Here is a 20,916-nt window from a genome sequence, read left to right as displayed (position 1 = left end):
ATTACATCTTGTAACTAACACCCAGTTGAAAATAAATATTATACATCGGGAAATCCATCCCTTTGAAACTTGAAGGGAATACCGGTCTTAAGCCCCAGTTCAATTGCGCCTGCAAATTGAGTTTCTTTCCCAGGCGCCTTTCCCCGGCAACCCTTACCCCGAAGTCAAAACTACGCACCTCGTCTCCAAAATCAAATTCTGCCTTATCAACAATAATCTTTTCACCGGTAGGACCACCGTTTCGAATATAACCATTCGATACGTTCCCGGAAAACTGGCTACTAAAAAGCCAAGCCATGTAAACTCCCGCTTTAACACGCCAATTTTCATCCGGAATAAAAACAAAACTAACAGGAATGTTTACATATGCATTACGGATTTCAGTTTTATTCCTGCCCGTAAATGTTCCTTCAAATGTTCCCGTTTGCCCGCCTTCGGTTACATTGATTACAGTCGGGAAGTACAAGACGCTATCCTTCACGTCCATCCCTTTGTAATCGAGCCCTACGCCGATAGCAACAGCCATCTTTTCATGGAAGCGGTAACCTAGTTCATACCCTAGCGATGGGGCAAACGTCGGCTTCCAACTATAAATCTTGCGGATGGTATTCGGCAATGGTATAGGACTGGTGCCGCCGATGTTAAGGCCCGCTATGATATGGTGTTCCCAACTAGGTGTATATATACCGGCCGTTTGGGATTTCACATTCAGAGATGATAAACAGGCTATTAATAACGCTAAACAAACATGTAATCTATATCTAAAAAACATATGGCTACTTTAAGGTTTCATTTTGATTGACAAACTGTCGACTACCAACCGGCTGCCGATAGCCCCGCGGTATTGGTCCCCATCCCGGCTCGAAGAAGCAACGATCGTTAACATAAAATCATCACCGTCAGCGGGTTGCCTTATATAAGTAAAAGGGATAGAGAAGTGTGTATATGCTTCCCTCCTTGAGCCATCAGGCAAATAAGCCGTAGCAATAATCCTGGGAGAGTTATGGATATTCGTAGCGTCCAAGCGTTCGGTACCGGAATAGATTACAGCGTATAAGGCGCAAGAATCCGTGATCCCGGGTAAAATATTCCCATCCTTATCCTGGAAGTTTTCGCCGGGCGTGTACTTGTAATAGCCGGTAAAAAATTCCGGTATCCCCTTGGAGATAGGCTGCCCGAACCTTGTTGCCTTCAACGGTTCAAGCAAGGCATTCTGCGAATCGAATATGCCGAGGAAAAGTGAGCCGGCAAAAAGCTTAACGCCGAATAAGCTAGAAAGGGTGGTACCTTTCAAAGTGACCAGCTCGGCGGCTGTATTTCCAAACCTGGAATCCGTAGTTTGCCGCAGGGGATAAGCATCCGGACGTTTAGGTACACCTGATAGCGCTACGCCGGGATTCCCGGAGGACCACAATACCGTACCATCCTCTTCTACCGGGAATTCGTATTGATCCCTTTCGTTCTTATCCCAATATTCAAAATCAAAATCCCAGGTGCCGGTTTGTACAACTTCTACCTTGTACACCTTTGTCGAGGTTTTACTTGCCGAAGTAACCGTGTAAGTAATTGGCTGATTGAAATGTATTGAATCACCGGTAGCGGGGCTTACCGTAGCACCATCGGAAACGGTGATCGAGGGCGCTAAGCCGGATTCGTAAGCGCTCTCTTTCAAATAAAGCATAATTTTAGAATTCGCCTGGTCGATGAAAACATCCCCCGTAGTTAAAGAAGAGTCGACCACGAAAGATTCGATATCAGCCTCGGGATTTAGCGGTGCATCTTTAATACAGGAAGAAAGTTGCAATGTAACAATACAGGTAAAGCCATATAAAATATTACTCCATTTACATTTTTCCCAGCATAACCAGGTAGATCTTTTCATAAAGATAAGCATGGATACAAGCAGTTGTAATTAAGAAATTTCTTTAGTTTCACTAAATTTAACAAACAACTTAGCATAAGGTTAAGGTTCCGTGATATGAAGCAAGGTAAGAAAAATAACAGACTTAGGCTCAACCTCGATAAAGAGCGGGTAAAAAGGATATTGGTATATGCATCGAAATGTACGGTAGGTGCATTGATTGTTGTTTTACTTTCAAAGTCTTTGCATTACGAAGACTATATCTGGTGTTTAATTTCCGTGATGTTAGTTTTAAGTCCGGATGGCAGCGATGCCATGTCATTAGCGATCACTAGGATCAAGGCAAATATCGTCGGCGCCATTTCGGGTTTAAGCATGCTTTACCTCCACCAAGATAAAATCATCATGTTATGTTTCGCTATCATTATAACGGTGGCGCTATGCAACTTACTGAAATTAGAAGTGGCAACAAGAACGGCACTGGCTGCAACCATCATAGTAATGACGCACCCAACGGGCCCGCATGTTTACGATGCATCGGTTGAAAGGGTGTTATCGGTATTAGTAGGATGTAGTATCGGCCTGCTAATCACGTTTGCTTTTCACAATAAATATATATTAAAACCGGTCGAGCATACTAAAGACAGCAACGAAGCATAAAACACCCCGGCATCATAAATTAATTATATACCAGTTAAATATAATGAGGAGAAAAAGGGTAGGGTTTGTTTTTAAAAAATGAAAATATTAGTCGCACAATTACTTTTTTTTACTTAACTTGTTGTAGTGGAACTTGCGTAACATACCCTAAGTTAAAGAATCTATTGCGAGGCAAATCCTTTTAATGCTTATATATTCCTTAATATAAGGGTGGTATCAAAAAAAGTTATTGAGTAAGCACATTTCTAAACCATTTAACTATAAACGATTTCATCAGGATAATATTCCTAAACTTTCAGAAATCATTGATTTAGACTGAAAAAAAAGTAAAATTTTAATATTTAATTAATACTTTTAAGACCAGAAAGCACACTAACCGAGTGCAAAACCTAATAATAAATAAGCTTGACATTACGTCAGAAACATTTGTTAACCTATTTTATACCGTTCGAATGCAACATTACCTGTAACCCAAAGGACAATAAGCATGTAATTGCTTATGGGTTGATGTATGTTATTTTGTTCCTGCTAGTCCAGTAACAATCTTGAGAAGATTATTCCTTTCTAATTTGTCCATTTACTATTAAAGACAGTTCAATATTTGACATTCAAATTATTACCATTTTATCTTGATTAAGATATACCCAAGGTTATTAAATTGGAATGAGAACGTAATAGTTAATTAATACAAAGATAAATACACCTTGGAATGATGAAATTTTATACTGTCATAGGTTTAGGTTGCTGCTTATGGAATACAGCTAGTTTTGCACAAACCGCTGCACCCAACGCCATGTACAGCGCTTATGCGGATCTATTCGATACCCGTAGCACTTTGTACAATGGGCCGGCCTACAACTCTTACTACGATCCCCAAATTTACGACAACAAGCACCCCTTCATGGGAACGGGGGAATTCGTCTACGGTTGTGTCGTGTACGACGGCAGATCTTACGAGGATGTACTCATGCAGTACGACATGGTGCAGGACGAATGTATCGTGGCTTACATGGATGAGCGGGCGAAAATCACGCTGCGTAAAAACTTGGTAAGCGAGTTCAACATCGATGAGAAACGCTTCGTAAACGTACCCGCAGCTCCCGGGTTAAAAGCAGGTTATTACCAGGAGATTTACAGCGGCAAATCCCGCATCCTGGCACGGTACCAGAAGAACTACCGCAGCAGGGTACCATACGGTAACAGGGTGTGGAGCTTTATCGATGATGTACCGGTAACCTACTTCCTCTATTACGGTGGCACGTACCGCTCTTTCGAAGATGAAATCACCTTGTTCCGCGCCTTGAAAGAACGGAAAAAGGATCTCCGCAAGTTTATAGATGACAGGGCTATTTCTATCAGCCTTGACCCTATCTATTCCTATATCTTGATCGGGAAATACCTCGACGGTTTTTTCGGGGATGCTGAAAATGTAAACGGGCAATAAACATTGTTTGTATGACTTATTATCCAAAATCTAATTGAACTTTTTCCATGAAGTGTTTATACACGGTATTACTTATCGTGGGCGGTAGCATTGCCGTTACTGCCCAATCGAAAAAATCGCTGGATGGCAAGGTCAGCCTGGAGCTCGACAGCGTGAAGATCTCCGCCTTGGTGAATGCCATCGAGCGGCAACAACCCGTATTTTTTTATTACGATAGCGCCGGGTTATCCGGTATCAACCTCAGCGTTCACGTGAAGGATAAACCCCTGGACGAAGCGCTTTCGATCGCCTTCGATACCTCGGGGCTCTTCTTTTCCGCCGATGACGACGGGCATATTTTTATCACGGTGGGCCAAGCTATCAGCATGAACCCCGGCACCACCACCCTGAAGCCGGGCGGGGCGGCAGCGACCTTACCGGGAAGTGCCCTGCAAACGGCAAGCCCGCCTACCGCCGGTACTTTCGTCCCCCCGGCGAGGCTCTCTTCGGAAGACAATAAACTCTACACCATAGGCACCGCTTCCGACCATTACGGCGAAGGCAAGGCCACGCTCTCCGGCTATATACGCCATAATGAAACCGGGGAGGGTATCAGCGGCGCTTCCATCACCGTGGAAGGCACACCGCTGCGCGTGATCAGTGACCAGTACGGTTATTACGTGGTTACCCTGCCCAGGGGGGCGAGGGTACTGCACGTCAGCTACCTCGGCATGGCCGACACCCGCCGCAAGCTGCGCGTGTTCGGGGATGGCAAACTCAATGTCCGCATGGATAATTACGTCACCGCGCTCAAGGAAGTGCGGATCTCCGGCGAGAAATCTTCCAACGTGCGTTCCACCGTGGTCGGTATGCAGAAGGTCGATATCAAGACCGTCAAGGAATTGCCGCGGCTGATGGGCGAGGCCGACGTGGTGCGCGTGCTGCAAACCCTGCCCGGCGTAACCAGCGTGGGCGAAGGCAGCACGGGCATGAACGTGCGCGGTGGCGCCGTGGACCAGAACCTCGTCATGTTCGACGGTGCGACCATCTTTAGCCCCTCGCATTTCTTCGGTTTCTTCTCGGGCTTCAACGCGGGGGTGGTCAAGGATGCCGAGCTCTACAAGAGCAGCATACCGGCGCGTTACGGCGGTAGGCTTTCCTCCGTGCTGGAGGTAGTGACCCGCGAGGGCAACCGCGAGAAATTCTCCGGGAGCGGCGGCATCGGGCCGCTCAGCGGCAACCTCACCCTGGAGGGACCTATCGGCAAAAAAACGACCTTCATCGCGGGGGGCCGGTCTACCTATTCCGACTGGGCACTCAACCTCCTCGATGACGATAGGTACAAGAACAGCAGCGCTGCCTTTTACGACCTCAATGCCAAGATCACGCACCGCTTCAACGACCGCAACACGCTGTACCTGTCCGGTTACTGGAGCAAGGACCGCTTCAAGCTGGACGGTGATACGCTCTACCGCTACGGTAACCGCAACGCCGTGCTGAAATGGAAACATTTCTTCAATGACCGTGCCTTCGGGCTGTTCAGCGCCGGTTACGATTACTATGACTTCGATATGGAAAGCGACCGCTCCACCGTGAACGATTTCCGCTTCCGTTTCAATATATCCCAACTGCATGCTAACTACGACCTCGTGTACACGCTGGATAATACGCACAAGCTCACCGCCGGGCTATCGGCCACGCGCTACGAGCTGCAACCCGGCGAGTACCGCGCGGTGGGCAAGGGCCAGGCATTACCCCGCGGCGTGCAGGGCGAACGGGGACTGGATGCCGCCGCTTACATCGGGGACCTGGTCAAGGTGAGCGCCGACCTCTCCATCGACCTGGGGCTACGGTTCAACTATTACTCCTACCTGGGGCCACACGATGTCTACAGCTACATCCCGGGCGCCCCGCGCGAAGTAAATAATATCACGGATACGGTTACACGTTCCGGCAACATCAAGGGTTACATGGGGCTGGAACCGAGGGTAGCGCTGCGCTATAGCCTTAACGGCAATACCAGCATCAAGCTGGCTTATAACCGTACCCGCCAGAACATCCACATGTTGAGCAATACCACGGCGATCAGCCCGCTGGACACCTGGAAGCTCAGCGATGAATTTATCAAGCCGGGCACCGGGGATCAACTGGCGCTGGGGCTGTACAAAAATTTCAGGGACAACAGCATCGAGACGAGCGTGGAAGTATATTACAAGCGCATACGCCACGCCGTTACCTACAAGAACAACGCGGAGTTATTCCTCAACGACCATATCGAGACGGACATCGCCAACGCTAACGGCAGGGCCTACGGCATCGAGTTCCTGGTGAAGAAGACCTCCGGTAAACTCAACGGCTGGTTTGCCTACACCTATTCCCGCACGGAGTTGCAGATGGACGACCCGCTCGTGCCGGAGCCGATTAACGGCGGCGCGTATTTCCCCGCCGACTACGATAAACCGCACGTGGTGAACCTGGTGGCCAATTACAAGGTATCGCACCGTTTCAGCATGTCGCTGCTCGGCAATTACAGCACCGGCAGGCCCATCACGCTGCCGGTGGCAAGGTATTACTACGGCGGCTCCTACAGGGTGCTTTACAGCAACCGTAACGCGCACCGGGTGCCGGGTTATTTCAGGACGGACTTCAGCGTGAACATAGAGGGTAGCCACAAGCGGAAGAAATTGGCACATAGCAGCTTTACCCTCGGCGTATACAACCTCACGGGGCGCAGGAACCCGTACTCCGTTTACTATATCTCGGAGGAAGGTAAAGTTAACGGGTACAAGCTCTCGATCTTCGGTAGCGCGATCCCCTTCGCAACGTATAACTTCAAATTTTAAGCACCATGGATAGGAAGCACCTACATAAGAACTGGAAAATGTATATAGCCGCGGTAGCGGCAACGGTTTGGTTACTGGCATACTGCCGCGATCCTTACGACCCCGGTATCAAGGGGCAAGACCTCGATTACCTGGTGGTGGATGGCATCATTACAACGGGGGAAGACACCACGGTCATCAAGCTATCGCGCAGCGTGCCGCTTTCCGAGGAGGTAAAAACGGTGCCCGAGAAGGGCGCCGCGGTGAGCATCGAGATCGAGGGCGCCGAAACTTACGGCTTGGCGGAGACGGCGCCGGGCGAGTATAAAGGTATTGCCACGAAACTGGCCGCCGGGCAAAATTGCCGCCTGGTCATCGCCACGGCAAATGGTAAGCATTACAGGTCGGCATCCGTGCCGGTACGGCGTACCCCGCCGATCGACAGCATCGGCATCTACCGCTACCACGATGGTATGCAAACCTACGTGGATGCAAGCGATCCCTCGGGCGAAACCAGGTATTACCGCTGGAGCTACGAAGGCACTTACGAGTACCGTTCCCAGTACATCGCCTATATTTATTTCGACAGGACCGACAGCCTCATCAAGCAGAACGGCTACGATTATTACATCGAGCTGTACCGCTGCTGGCAGGAAGATCCCAGCACGCAGCTTTTCGTGGCCACCTCCGAACAACTCGGCCAGGACGAAATCTACCATGCCCCGCTGAAACTTTTCACCCACAACGATCCGCGTTTGGCTTGGGGCTATAGCATGCTGTTAAAACAGTATGCCCTCACGCCGCAAGCATATGACTATTACAAGAACTTGCGCGCCGTAACCGAGCAGCTCGGGGACATCTTCGGGCAATTGCCCAGCGAGCTGCGGGGAAATATCAGCTGCGATGAAGATCCCTCGGAAACGGTGATCGGTTTCATGTCGGCCGCCACGCTTAGCAAGAAAAGACAATTTTTTGGGCGGCCGGGCAACTGGACCTACCGGGAAGTTTGCGAGACGGCGGACACCGTAACAACTACTACAAAATTGGGGCGCTACCAGCACTTCTCAACCAGTAACGTGTTCCCGGTTTATATCAATAACGATGATCAGAAGAAAGAGCTCGGCAAGATCAGGAATTTCAATTGTATCGACTGCCGGAGCCAGGGCGGCACGAACGTAATGCCGGAATTTTGGCCATAATAAAAAAGGAATGCATACATCATTCTGTATATACTAACCTGAAGCGAATACTATGAGAGTTTACCTATTTAAGATTACAGTCATTTTAACAATAGTCATCATTCCATATATATCCGGGGCACAAGCTCCCGATCCACAATTACTTGATAAAAGTAACAGGGATCTCGCTTATATACACGAGCAACTAGATCATTATAATAGGTCCAATTATCAACAGCAACTATACGTCCAAACAGATAAGGATACTTACCTTGCCGGGGAAACCGCCTGGTTAAAACTATACTGTACTATTATGGCTTTCAAGGGATTGCCCGATATGAGCAAGGTAGCATACGTTGAGATACTGGATGGCAACAACGCGCCGGTTGCACAGGGGAAAATTGGGATTGATAAAGGTAAGGGAGAAGGCAGTTTATTGTTACCATTGGATATTCCAAGCGGTCATTACACGATCTGCGCTTATACTAGATGGATGCAAAATTTCGGAGAAAAAGCATTCTTTCGCAAGCCGGTTGCAATCATCAATACTTTTGAACCTTTGCCCGTTGTAGATGATGTTACGAGGCAATTAACAAGCATGAAGTTCGTTGCGGTAGGAAATAAACTTGTAGATGGATTGCAGACCACCGTAGCTTTTTCTTTCAACGATCAATATGGAAAAGGTCTGCCCGCGCAGGCGGTTTTACTAGGTAAGGAAGGAGAAGAGCTATTACGGTTCAAAGCAGGCGATAGGGGAATAGGTTCCTTTACATTTAGCCCGCAGAAGGATCAAGAATATAGCGCACTTGTTACATACCGGGGCAAAGATACTTTGTTCAAATTCCCGGGAGTTCAAGAAAAGGGCACCCTCGTTTATACCGGCACGACCAAGACCAATGATGTATTAGAAATAAAAGTTGCAGGCAATGAAAACGTTAAAAGTAAATATTACTACGCTGTTATTCACCGCGACGGGAAAATCAAACACCTGGCCAGGAGCAACGCCACCGGCGATTCCTCGTTTTTCTATATCTCTTTCAGCTGGATGTATGACGGTGTTAACGAAATAACAGTGCTGGATGAGCATTACAAGGTAGTGGGAGAGCGCTTATTTTTCAAACCGCCCGGTAACAAGTTAAACATCGATACTAAAACGGCTAAAGCCGTATATGGCAAAAGAGAAAAAGTAGACCTCGCATTAGGCACCAGCGACAATTTGAGTAAAGGCATCGCTGCCGACCTCTCGGTTAAAGTCTACAGGCTGGATTCCTTAACCGGTGTCGACCCTTACGATATTGAAACTTATTACCTGTTTACATCGCACCTGGTGGGCAGCCAACAAGATCCCAGGTATTACTTTAGCGGGCAACCCGGTAGTATGGAGCAGGCCAATGACCTTTTACTCGTTGCCGGGAAAAATAGCATTGACTGGGCACAAGTATTCGAGACGCAGGGGAGAAGTGATAAAAAATTCATATACCCGCCGGAATTAAATGGTCATATTCTAACCGGGCAAGTCACGCTAAAATCAAGCGGGAAACCCATACGCGATGAAGATATTTATATATCCGTGCCGGGAAAAATACCCCGCTTTTATGTTACCCGGAGCGACCGCAACGGTAATATTGCAGTGGAACTGCCCGGGTATTATGGTGATGGAGAAATCGTGGTTCAACCGGCAGATGGCCGGGCAGATGCCGTAATTAATATTAACAGCCCTTTTTACGTGCATAGAAAAGGTGGAAATACAAGCCTTGGTAATAAACTCTCCATTGATAAAGCAACTTTAGCGGCGCTTAAACAAAGACACCGGCAATTGCAAATCGTACATACATATTTCTCCGACAGCCTAGCTCGCGTGGAGGTACCCAAAGAAGCGCTTGACAGTTTACCCTTTTTCGGAAATGCTGATGAGCAGTTTAACTTGGACGACTACACGAGGTTCACGACCATGGAAGAAGTGTTTAGGGAATATGTGAGAACCGTTATGGTACGAAATTGGAGGGATACGCTTCACCTATTAGCGCTCAACAATGCTAAGGCCTCACCCGGATTTTTCAATACAGACCCCTTGGTATTGATTGATGGTGTACCGATTAAAAACAACAAGAAATTCTTCGCCTTCGATCCGCTAAAATTAAGGAAAGGAACGGTAATGGCAAGACCCTATTTCTACAATACTTCCGTATCGATGGGCGTGGTTTACCTGCAAACATACAAGGGAGACCTGGCAGGATTCCCTTTGGACAATTATGTTACAATCATGGACTATAACGGCATACAATACCCGAAGAAATTTTATTCGCCAGATTATAGTACTCAAAATAATAAACGCTTGCCGGATTACCGGAATTTATTGTACTGGCAACCGCGTGTTAAAACAGACGCATCGGGAAAGGGCCAACTGGAGTTTTATACCTGCGATGTAGCAGGGGAATATCTTGTAGTGGTAGAAGGTACATCCGATGATGGAAAATTAGGTATTAGTACTGCACGGTTCAAGATTCAATGATGGCTATATTCCAGTATCATTCAGCGGATACTTCGATAATGGCCCGGGAATCTACCGGGCCATATTTTTAATCCATCCAGTGTAAGTGGTAAGATAAGTGCTAATACTTTACATCTTTCCTTGAATTAACTTGTAAAATAAATTTTGAAAACCCTTACAGTGAAATAAAAAATAAATAGTAAGGATTTGCAATTCATTATTAGAATCAATTATTGACAAAACTAGTTAAAGGAACAAAAACATAAGGGTTTCATGTTATCATAAAAAATATGTGAAAAAAACTTGGTTTAATAAAAATCTTTTTCTATAACTTTGTTATCAACAGAAGAACCCCATTTGGAAAACCCCAATTCTCCTAATAGTAAGTTCTTCCTTTTATAATCCCGAATTGCCCCGAGAGCTGCAAGGAAATATTTATAAAGGGATTATCTGAAACAATAGTACTGTATTAAGGATTGATTAAGATTAATTAAAAACCATATTAATGCACCCCAAAAAATGGCTAATCAAATATTAGCAAGGATTGATTATTGAAGTACCTGTACTGACTATTGTTTTATTCAATTATTTTATTGTGATGGTTCCTGTTTAATTACAGGAGCGAGCCTTATTGCATTGACCCCAAAATAAATCCAATGGCGAATAACTTTAACAGTTACCAGCATGATTTTTTATTGGCTACCGGGCTGGATTGGAAAACCAATATTGACACTTATATTCAATATTACCAAGCCCGCGTATTAGACGATATGAGAGAACAACAAAGCACCAAGCTGAATCAACTGATCGAGGAAGTCAAGAAGTTACAGTATCCATAATTCTCTGCATTACCCCCAAAAATTTATTCATGATTTTTAAGTCCATTGAATTTTTAAAAGAACAACTTACGGTTTATACGGATGGATTCCCAGCCAGCGATCTCCCAGGTGTTGTGAAACCTTATATCAAAGCTGAAAACTTAGCCGCGATAGAAGAGGGAGAACTCTTGAACCTAAATAATTTGGTAATCACCTTGGTAAATATCAACGAGGATGCCACGCTAAAGAATATCCCCAACTATCAAACAGATGTTGAACATACCATTTACAAAAATCCACCTGTATATCTCAATTTATTCCTGTTGTTCAGCGCATGCTTTAAATCGTATAGCAACGCGTTACTGATGTTATCGCGGACCATCCGCTTTTTTCAAGCAAAAAATACATTTACACATAAAAATAGTATCACGCAGGTTAAAGATATGGATAGCTTCCATCTCGTGATGGATTTATATTCCCCTTCTTTCGAGCAAGTGAATTACATCTGGAGCACCTTGGGCGGAAAGCAAAGGCCTTTCGTTATGTATAAACTCCGGATGGTCGAAATGAAACGTGAAAGCATTGATGAAACCAGGGGCATTATCAAAACCATCAGCATGGAAAATTCATCCATCCTCAAATAAGTTTCGAATGGCATTTACTATCACATATCACACGTTATTGGAAGTAAGGATACTGCACCATTATTTCTTGGATAGGGGAACGGATTTGTACGACCTCATGAGTGATACTGAAAAAGGATTCATGTTAAGGGGCTACGATATTGCCAAGTTCATAAGGATCGCCCCCACGGCTGCATGCTCAAAATTATTAGCCAAGTACAAATGCGTATTTAAACAAGCTCCTTTCGGTTTTCTCATCGGTATCCAGGCAACTGAAGTAGTGGGAAAGATAATACCGGCTATACAAGTAGAAGATGCTGATCAATTTACATTTACTTATAACGTAGTTGATCCTTATTTTAATAATTATACTGCTTTACCATTAGTGTACCCGGGTCAGCAACTATATTTTATGCAGAATTTGACACAACATGCCCCTAAAACATTCCCGCATTTATGTCAATACGCAAAAAAATATAATGCCGGGGAACTTTACGCCTCCGGTGACATCGTAGCGGATGCGGATACCCCGGCAAAATTGTTCCTAGCTAAAAAATTCACTTCCAATCAAGCACCGCCGGGTACCGATTGGATCAATGATCCGCTGATATCAGGAAAACCGCTGCAATATCTTAACCGTCAAGACCTGTTGCCTTGGAAAGCCCGCCTCGCCAGGATTGCTTCGGGAGAGAACGGCTTGAACCCCACGGTGACATTGAAAAACAGGGCAGGCATTACGCTGCAACCTAATTTCAAAATAATTCAAGAAAATGCAGCAGATACCGTTTTAATTGAACTGCAAAATTTCCCGGCAGATGTTTACGAACTGGAGATTGATGACCCCGCGATTCCATATAACTTCAAACAAACGTTTTATAACCTATCTGGAACCGAACTGCCGTCAGGGATAATTGATTTCACCGCCAGGAGTAACGCGGATGATTATTCATTAATCGGGGCCGACGGATCGTTGAGATCGCCCGTCTTCGAAATAAGATTTAAGAACAGGTATAGTCAATGGAGATATTTAGGCGAATCATTTACCAACAAACCTGAAAGCGGGCCGCACCCTTTCACCGCTAAAGGCGTGATCGCGGTAACTGTCAAAAACAAGGATAATGTCAATGTAGACGATATGCCCAATCCGAATATCCGGATGGTTAAGACAGAGCACCCCGCAGGTAATGAGCAACAATACAATATTGTTTCTGAAATATATATCAATTAACCAATAAACTTTTCCAATTATGGCTACAAGCTATAAAACTCCAGGAGTATACGTGGAGGAAATCTCGAAACTGCCGCCTTCGGTGGCCCAAGTTGAAACGGCGATCCCTGCTTTTATCGGTTATACTGAGAATGATACTTATAATGGGCTTAGCCTGGTAAATAAACCCACCAGGATTAAATCGCTGAAAGAATATGAAGAAATATTCGGGATGCCGCAAGCCACTACGATGACACTTAACATCGTGAATAGTGATGGCCAAAGTGCATTGGGTAGCGATGTAACGGTACCTGCACTTAGCTTCAGGATGTATTATAGCTTGCAAGTTTATTTTGCTAATGGCGGTGGTCCATGCTATATAAATTGCATAGCTAAATACACGAATATCGCTGGTAATTCTGCCCAGAAATACACGCAGCTTTCAAATGGCTTGGCGGCCGTCAAAAAAGAAGACGAACCCACTATCCTCATATTTCCCGATGCCCTGGTGCTTGATTCCGGAGATTTTCATACCTTATTTCAAGATGCATTGAAACAGTGCGGGGAATTGATGGATCGCGTTGTATTGATCGATGTATTAGCTCCCAACGGTAATGATACGTTTGCCAGCCAGGCCAGCACATTCAGAACCGGGGTAGGAAATAATTTCCTTAGCTACGGCGCGGCATATTATCCTTACCTGAGAACTAACCTCCTGCCTTATATCAATGAAGCCACACATGCCGTAACAGGATTCGGCATTGCTGCCGGTACCATGTTGCGCTTGGATGAAACGACGCCGGGAGTTGACTTGACCAAGTCATTATACCACGCCAATAGCAAATTATATTTTGATATCAAAAAATCTCTTTCCAAGATACAAATCATCTTACCACCCAGTAGCGCCATCGCGGGGGTTTACTGCCAGGTGGATAGCACCAGGGGCGTATGGAAAGCGCCTGCTAACGTAAGCCTTTCCTTGATTAAAGAACCGATGGTCAGGATCGATGATGAAGATCAGAAAGATATGAACGTTACAGGTACGGGGAAATCTGTCAATGCCATAAGAACTTTCGCCGGTAAAGGCATTATCGTATGGGGAGCTAGAACGCTTGCCGGAAACGATAATGAATGGCGCTATATCTCCGTAAGAAGGTTCTACAACATGGTTGAAGAATCTGTAAAAAAGGCTTCGGAACCATTTGTTTTCGAGCCTAACGATGCGAATACCTGGGCCAAGGTAAAAGGCATGATAGAGAACTTCCTAACACTGCAATGGAGGGCCGGGGCATTAATGGGCGCCAAGGCCGACGATGCTTTCTTCGTCCATGTAGGTTTAGGTGAAACGATGACTGCCCTGGATATATTCGAAGGAAGGATGATCGTGGAAATAGGTATGGCCGCAGTTAGACCTGCCGAATTTATCATTTTGCGTTTCTCGCACAAGATGCTTGAATCTGCATAATTCTTCACCCCAATAAAAGTAATTGTATGCCTGTTGTAAAAACCCCGGGAGTATACGTTGAAGAACTATCCTTGTTCCCCCCGTCTGTTGCGCCGGTAGCTACAGCCGTGCCCGCATTCGTTGGTTATACCGAAAAAGCGCAGGATAGTAATTTAAATTCATTATCCAATATTCCTACCAAGATTACTTCTTTCCTTGAGTTCAGCCAGTTATTTGGGGGAGCTTATCCAACGTTGAGCTACACGGTGAAAGTTGACCTTACCCAAGCAAATACGATATTGACCGTAAACCCCGATAAAAGATTTTTCTTGTATGATATTGCCCGGCAATATTATGATAATGGCGGCGGTGATTGTTACATCGTTTCTGTTGGAAGTTACGATGACACCATCGATGCGGGGATATTAAAAACCGGGATCGAGGCATTGAGAAAGTTTGATGAACCAACCCTGATTGCCTTTCCCGATGGGGTATTATTGAAGGATGGAAGTGATCTACCTGATTTCAGTAATTATGCCGATTTGCAAAAAGCCGCGCTGGCGCAATGTAATGACTTAAAAGATAGGTTTACATTGATGGATATCATGCAGGGCAACCTCAAGGAGGATGTTACGAACAAACCTATCAGTAATTTCAGGGACCAGGTAGGCGTAAATTTCTTGAGCTATGGCGCCGCCTACTATCCATGGATAATTAGTTCTTACGGTGTGAATGTTAATTTTCGGCAATTGAAATTTATTGACCAGGCCGATGCTGATATCAACAATATCGCTGCATTTTCTTTAAACGCCAATCAAACGGCGCTCGTAGGGGCAGTGAATACACAGGTTGCCGAAACAACCGCCATTATAAAAGATATTGGGGAAGATGTTCAGACTTCCTTTAAAAATGATATCGCGAACAATGATCTCAGCTTGTATTACGGTGGTTCAAATTATATCAACTCATTTCTTTCCGAACTGGAAAGCGATGCAAGGAACACGCTTTCTTTCAAGTCGAAATTGACGGACTACCTGCAACTCATCGGAACCATGGTGCGCAGTTTTGCAATAGCTGAAACGGCATTACCCGCAAGTTCACCAGTAAAGCTCGAAATTCCCAAGATAAAATCGGATCCCAAGCTGGTGACCGCGCTAACCGCCCTGGTGAGCCTCGAAAAAAATCCCAAGGTGATCGACAATACATTAAGCGGCCGCACGATAGCGGAAGTTGATGCCTTGTACGCCCCGCTTGATGCGGCGCCAAATTGGTTTGGCGGCACTAGTTATGGAAGCATTCCTCAGGGCAATAAAAATTATGCCGCCAGTAAAGATGGCTGCTTGGAGATTATCGCTGATGTAAAAAAGGATATACTGGGCATCTTGCTTTCTTCCTTCGATGCCCTGTTAAATGCCGCGCTATTCCATGAAAGCAATGCCGCTAACCTGCTATTTTCAATTCACCCCTTCTTTAAAGGCGTTTCAGATAAAGTAACGGAAACCATGAGAACAATCCCCACATCGGGAAGCATAGCCGGGGTTTGTGCACTGGTTGACCGTAGCCGGGGTGTTTGGAAAGCGCCGGCAAACGTGAGCTTATCCTCGGTACTCGGCCCGGCGGTGAAAATCGATAACCGGGAACAAGATGATCTCAACGTTACCGCTACGGGAAAATCGATCAACGCGATCCGTGCATTTACCGGGAAAGGCACCTTGATATGGGGCGCCAGGACTTTAGCCGGTAACGATAACGAATGGCGGTATGTACCTGTAAGGCGCTTTTTCATCATGGTAGAAGAATCTGTAAAGAAAGCGTCGGAACCTTTCGTTTTCGAACCTAATAACGCCACCACATGGACTAAAGTACGCGTTATGATCGAGAACTTCCTGTCATTGCAATGGCGTGCCGGGGCCCTACAAGGCGCCAAGGCGGAAGATGCCTACTTCGTAAACATCGGCCTGGATGAAACCATGACGGCCGATGATATCCTGAACGGCCTAATGATCGTAGAAATCGGTATGGCAGTCGTTCGTCCAGCCGAATTCATCATCCTTCGTTTTTCACATAAAATGATGGAACAGTAAATAACTATTAACTAATTAAAACATCATAACATGGCAAACTATCCATTACCAAAGTTCCACTTTTTAGTTGAATGGGGTGGTACAAGAATCGGGTTTACCGAAGTTTCCGGCCTTAGCCTAGAAACCGAAGTGATTGAATACCGCGAAGGCAGCAGCCCGGAATATAGCAAAATCAAGATGCCGGGTCTTCAAAAATTCGGGAACATCACGCTAAAAAGAGGTGTATTCGCTTCGGATAATGAATATTATGATTGGTTCAATACCGTTAAGCTAAATACCATCCAACGCCGCGATATTACCATTAGCTTGCTCAATGAAAACCACGAACCGGTAGTGGTTTGGAAAGTAAAATCCGCCTGGCCCGTGAAGGTGCAATCGCCGGATTTAAAATCAGATGCCAATGAATCAGCTATCGAAACATTGGAAATTGCCCATGAAGGGCTCGTAATTGATAATGGTTAATTATGGCTGCAAACAACAAACAACATTACCTGAAAACATACCCTGCGGTAGCTTTTTACTTCAGGGTTGCCTTCGGAAGCGGCAACGAAGATGATGGCGATAGCCGGTTTCAAAGCGTTGCCGGTTTAAACGTGGAGTTGGAAACAGAAAACCGGAAAGAAGGTGGCGAAAATAGATTTGAATATGCTTTGCCTATCCGTACTAAGTACCCCAACCTCGTACTTAAAAAAGGATTGATACAAAGCAAGAGTCTTAGGAAATGGGTAATCGACAATATATATGCCATTACTAATATGGCCTCCGATAATCCCTTCAAGAGATTGATCACACCGAAAGATCTAACGGTCACTTTACTAAACCCCGAAGGGGAGGAGCTGATGGTTTGGAATATCGTGAAAGCATTCCCGAAAAAATGGAGCATTTCTGATCTCAATGCCGAACAAAATGCCTTGGCGATTGAAACCATCGAATTACAATACCAATATTTCACCGTTAAAGATAAAGTAAATGCCAGTTGAAATACGCGAACTCAATATCCGTGTTAATGTAAACCAGGTTCAGCCGGAACAGGATTCCATGCAGAACCAATCACGGAACACAAATACAACCACGGGCGAAAACGACCGCGAGGAAATCATCGCTACCTGCGTAGAACAGGTGATGGAAATATTGAGAAATAAGCAAGAACGATAATTATGACCAAACTGAAAATCATATCATTTGATGATCCGAAAACCCGCATCCCTGTTGGGCAAATGGATGTATTGATTAACCCCGATACATATAGCAAGAAAATAGAAATCAAATACTCGGAAAAACAGGCGCCCGGTACCACGGGAAAATTACCCAAATTCTCCAAGATCGAACCGGATAAAATGGATTTCGAATTGCTCTTTGATAGGACAGGGGTCATCACGGATCAACCACCGGGATTGCTGGGTGTCGAGGAAGATATCGATCAACTCAAATCTCTCACGGTAGAATATAAAGGCAACAAGCATAGGCCACGTTTCGTGAGCCTCTATTGGGGTACGCTCAAATTCGATGGCTGTTTGCAGAATATGGACATCAGCTACAAATTATTTGACCCCAGGGGATTACCGCTAAGGGCTGTTGTCAGGACTACCTTCATGGGTTGTATAGAAGATATTAAAAGAATTAACAGGGAAAATGCTCAATCGCCGGATCTAACACATGTAAGGGTTGTCAAACAAGGAGATACATTACCATTGATGTGTTATGAAATATACGGTGATTCTAAATACTATATCGAGGTGGCAAAATTTAACGGCCTCGATAATTTCCGGGAAATACAACCTGCTGATAAAATCAAATTTCCACCCTTAGCTTAATTATAATGCCGGAAGATAGAACAATATTACCCGATACTGCCGCTACCGTTGTTAGTTTTGAAATAAAAATTAACAATGCAGCCATTCCGCTTACCATCGCGGTTGAATCGATATTCGTACAGAAAGAACTGAACCGGATACCGGTGGCTAAAGTAGTATTGATCGATGGTAACCCTGCCGAAGAACAATTCGAAACATCCGACGGCAACTTATTTATTCCGGGAAATGAAATAGAAATACTGGCCGGCTACGATTCGGATAATAAAACGCTGTTCAAAGGACTGATCGTTAAACAACAAGTAAAAATACGGAGCAATAATTCCATACTTATCGTGGAATGCAGGGATAAAATCATCCAAGCTACAGGGGTTAAAAAAAACAAGTACTTCTCCGAAGGGGTAAAAGACAGTGATATTTTCAGCGAATTACTACGGCCTTATAATCTCGGCACCGACATTCAAGCAACTGATATTAACCATAAACAAATCATCCAATACCAATCTACTGATTGGGATTTCATATTAACCCGTGCAGATGTTGCGGGAAAAGTAGTGATAGCCGATGATGGTAACATCCAAATTAAAGAACCGGATTTAAATAGTAATCCCATCATTTCACTCGTTTACGGCGCCACTATTTTGGAACTGGATGCAGATATAGATGCCCGTTATCAATATAAAAAAGTCCTAACCAGGTCATGGAGTAGTGATGACCAAGCTATTACCGAGGTAGAGATTAGCGATCCCGGTATCCAGTTAAACGGGAATATTGAGGCAGGGGACTTATCAAAGGTCATGGATGCGGAGCAAGTAGTCCTGCAACATGGTGGCGACATCAATTCTGAGGAATTGCAAACATGGGGTAGTAGCTTCTGGGAAAAACATCAAGCTGCAAAAGTCCGGGGAAGGGTAAAATTCAAGGGAACCGAAGCGGTAAAACCAGGCAAAACAATTGAATTAGGCGGTGTTGGCGACCGCTTTAACGGTAAGTGCTTCGTGGGTGGAATCCGGCATTTCATTAGCGCCGGGGAGTGGCAAACGGATGCCCAACTTGGAGTTGACCCGGAATGGTTTTCCAAGAATTATAATAATGAAAATAACCCTGCCGCCGGTTTAGTACCGGGGATCACGGGATTACAAATCGGCATCGTTACACAACTGGAAGGTGATCCCGACGGCAAGAACAGGATCAAGTTGTACTTGCCTATTATCAATAAAGATGAACAAGGTTGTTGGGCCAGGGTATGCACCTTGGATGCAGGGCAAGACAGGGGCTCCTTCTTCCTACCCGAAATATCGGATGAGGTCATCGTTGGTTTTCTCAATGATGACCCGAGGGAAGCGATTGTGCTCGGCATGTTGAACAGCAGCGCCAAACCAGCGCCGCTCACGGCATCAGACGACAACCATGAAAAGGGATTCGTGACAAGGAGCAAGATGAAAATGATATTTAATGATGAAAAATCATCCTTTACACTTGAAACACCCAAAGGCAAATTTTTCATACTCGATGATGATGCGGGAATAATCAAGTTGGAAGACGATTTCGGCAATAAAATCATATTGGACCAGGATGGCATTAATATAGAAAGTAGCAAGGACATGAAACTAAAAGCCAGTAACAATTATAACCTGGAAGCCTTGAAGATCGAGTCCAAGGCTAATACAACTTTACGCGCTGAAGGCTCCGCCGGGGCCGAATTTGTATCGAGTAGTACCGTAACGATTCAAGGCGCTATAGTAAGAATTAATTAAACTCATTATATCATGCCTCCTGCTGCAAGAATTACAGATATGCATACTTGTCCCCTCGTATCGGGTGTCGTACCACACGTTGGGGGGCCCATCTTACCCCCGGGAACACCGGCAGTATTTATCGGGGGGGTACCTGCTGCTACTGTTGGCAGCATGGCGCTTTGTACCGGGCCTATTGATTCAATTGTAATGGGTAGCAGCACGGTACTGATAGGTGGTCAACCGGCAGCCAGGATGGGTGATAGCACGGCACACGGTGGTATTATCGTGGCCGGTTGCCCAACAGTTTTAATCGGTTAATATAAAAACATCAGCATATGGAACAAGATCGCGCATTCTTAGGAAGGGGTTGGAGTTTTCCTCCAAAATTTGATAAAGCAGCTAAAGGCTTGGTGATGCTCGAAGAAGAAGCAGATATTGAAAGCAGCTTATCCATCTTATTATCTACAAAATTAGGCGAGCGGGTCATGCAGCCAACCTTTGGTTGTAACCTCGACAATATGGTATTCGAGAGTATGAACCTTACCATGCTGACCTATGTTAAGGACCTCGTCGAGAACGCCATCCTGTACCATGAACCCAGGATCGAGCTGGAAGGAATCGAGATAGACACGGGTAACCAGTACGAAGGCGTATTGAATATAGAAATTCAATACATGGTTCGCACTACGAACTCAAGGTATAACTATGTTTACCCCTATTATATTAATGAAGGCACCAATGTGAAAAGCTAAACA

At 45.2% G+C, this 20,916-nt stretch carries 19 protein-coding genes; 17 read left to right on the top strand and 2 right to left on the bottom strand.

Translation table 11 applies throughout. From position 1 onward, the window contains the following. Nucleotide 1 precedes the first annotated feature (1 nt). Both COR50_RS15150 and COR50_RS15145 read right to left on the bottom strand, forming a co-directional pair. Nucleotides 2–706 carry a porin family protein gene (locus COR50_RS15150; protein ID WP_157760896.1) on the bottom strand — a complete coding sequence of 235 codons (705 nt, stop codon included), beginning with the start codon at nt 704–706 and terminating at the stop codon, nt 2–4. A 75-nt stretch (nt 707–781) separates the two neighbouring features. Continuing rightward, on the bottom strand, nt 782–1,882 hold the full coding sequence (locus tag COR50_RS15145) for a PCMD domain-containing protein (RefSeq protein ID WP_157760894.1): 1,101 nt from the start codon (nt 1,880–1,882) through the stop codon (nt 782–784). 96 nt (nt 1,883–1,978) lie between these two features. Between COR50_RS15145 and COR50_RS15140 the strand changes: the two genes are divergently transcribed. The 17 genes from COR50_RS15140 to COR50_RS15060 all read left to right on the top strand — a co-directional run bounded on the left by COR50_RS15140 (nt 1,979) and on the right by COR50_RS15060 (nt 20,913). Next, on the top strand, nt 1,979–2,521 hold the full coding sequence (locus COR50_RS15140; protein WP_098194764.1) for an FUSC family protein: 543 nt from the start codon (nt 1,979–1,981) through the stop codon (nt 2,519–2,521). 709 nt (nt 2,522–3,230) lie between these two features. Further along, on the top strand, nt 3,231–3,965 hold the full coding sequence (locus COR50_RS15135) for a hypothetical protein (RefSeq protein WP_098194763.1): 735 nt from the start codon (nt 3,231–3,233) through the stop codon (nt 3,963–3,965). Between the two features lie 47 nt (nt 3,966–4,012). Further along, on the top strand, nt 4,013–6,787 hold the full coding sequence (locus COR50_RS15130) for a TonB-dependent receptor (protein WP_098194762.1): 2,775 nt from the start codon (nt 4,013–4,015) through the stop codon (nt 6,785–6,787). Between the two features lie 5 nt (nt 6,788–6,792). Continuing rightward, complete coding sequence (locus COR50_RS15125; RefSeq protein ID WP_098194761.1) at nt 6,793–7,965, top strand: DUF4249 domain-containing protein; 1,173 nt, start codon at nt 6,793–6,795, stop codon at nt 7,963–7,965. A 52-nt stretch (nt 7,966–8,017) separates the two neighbouring features. Then, the gene (locus COR50_RS15120; RefSeq protein WP_098194760.1) at nt 8,018–10,456 is read left to right on the top strand and encodes a hypothetical protein; all 2,439 of its coding nucleotides are present in this window, start codon (nt 8,018–8,020) and stop codon (nt 10,454–10,456) included. Between the two features lie 635 nt (nt 10,457–11,091). After that, the gene (locus COR50_RS15115; RefSeq protein WP_098194759.1) at nt 11,092–11,274 is read left to right on the top strand and encodes a hypothetical protein; all 183 of its coding nucleotides are present in this window, start codon (nt 11,092–11,094) and stop codon (nt 11,272–11,274) included. 29 nt (nt 11,275–11,303) lie between these two features. Then, entirely contained in the window at nt 11,304–11,897 is a 594-nt protein-coding gene (locus tag COR50_RS15110; RefSeq protein WP_098194758.1) for a DUF4255 domain-containing protein, read from the top strand. A gap of 7 nt (nt 11,898–11,904) precedes the next feature. Then, nucleotides 11,905–13,104 (top strand): hypothetical protein, encoded by a 1,200-nt coding sequence (locus tag COR50_RS15105; protein ID WP_098194757.1) that lies wholly within the window; start codon nt 11,905–11,907, stop codon nt 13,102–13,104. A gap of 19 nt (nt 13,105–13,123) precedes the next feature. Then, nucleotides 13,124–14,548: a phage tail sheath family protein gene (locus COR50_RS15100; RefSeq protein WP_098194756.1), complete on the top strand. Its 1,425-nt coding sequence runs from the start codon at nt 13,124–13,126 to the stop codon at nt 14,546–14,548. Between the two features lie 26 nt (nt 14,549–14,574). Beyond that, nucleotides 14,575–16,611: a phage tail sheath C-terminal domain-containing protein gene (locus COR50_RS22615; RefSeq protein ID WP_098194755.1), complete on the top strand. Its 2,037-nt coding sequence runs from the start codon at nt 14,575–14,577 to the stop codon at nt 16,609–16,611. 30 nt (nt 16,612–16,641) lie between these two features. Beyond that, nucleotides 16,642–17,073 carry a phage tail protein gene (locus COR50_RS15090; protein ID WP_098194754.1) on the top strand — a complete coding sequence of 144 codons (432 nt, stop codon included), beginning with the start codon at nt 16,642–16,644 and terminating at the stop codon, nt 17,071–17,073. Between the two features lie 2 nt (nt 17,074–17,075). After that, the gene (locus COR50_RS15085; protein ID WP_098194753.1) at nt 17,076–17,591 is read left to right on the top strand and encodes a phage tail protein; all 516 of its coding nucleotides are present in this window, start codon (nt 17,076–17,078) and stop codon (nt 17,589–17,591) included. Beyond that, on the top strand, nt 17,581–17,766 hold the full coding sequence (locus COR50_RS15080) for a DUF5908 family protein (RefSeq protein ID WP_098194752.1): 186 nt from the start codon (nt 17,581–17,583) through the stop codon (nt 17,764–17,766). The genes COR50_RS15085 and COR50_RS15080 overlap by 11 nt, the downstream gene beginning before the upstream one ends. A gap of 2 nt (nt 17,767–17,768) precedes the next feature. Further along, a complete protein-coding gene (locus COR50_RS15075) occupies nt 17,769–18,425 on the top strand; it encodes a CIS tube protein (RefSeq protein WP_098194751.1) in 657 nt (218 codons plus the stop codon). Nucleotides 18,426–18,430: 5 nt separating this feature from the next. Next, nucleotides 18,431–20,179 carry a type VI secretion system tip protein VgrG gene (gene vgrG, locus COR50_RS15070; RefSeq protein WP_098194750.1) on the top strand — a complete coding sequence of 583 codons (1,749 nt, stop codon included), beginning with the start codon at nt 18,431–18,433 and terminating at the stop codon, nt 20,177–20,179. 12 nt (nt 20,180–20,191) lie between these two features. Then, nucleotides 20,192–20,479, top strand: coding sequence for a PAAR domain-containing protein (locus tag COR50_RS15065; protein ID WP_198405665.1), 288 nt, complete (start codon nt 20,192–20,194; stop codon nt 20,477–20,479). 17 nt (nt 20,480–20,496) lie between these two features. Further along, the gene (locus tag COR50_RS15060) at nt 20,497–20,913 is read left to right on the top strand and encodes a GPW/gp25 family protein (protein ID WP_098194748.1); all 417 of its coding nucleotides are present in this window, start codon (nt 20,497–20,499) and stop codon (nt 20,911–20,913) included. Nucleotides 20,914–20,916: the final 3 nt, after the last annotated feature.

This window comes from Chitinophaga caeni, from assembly GCF_002557795.1.
In the GTDB taxonomy this organism is placed as follows: Bacteria; Bacteroidota; Bacteroidia; order Chitinophagales; family Chitinophagaceae; genus Chitinophaga; species Chitinophaga caeni.
The sequence above is the reverse complement of the archived record's forward strand: the minus strand, read 5'-3'. Positions and strand labels throughout refer to the sequence as shown.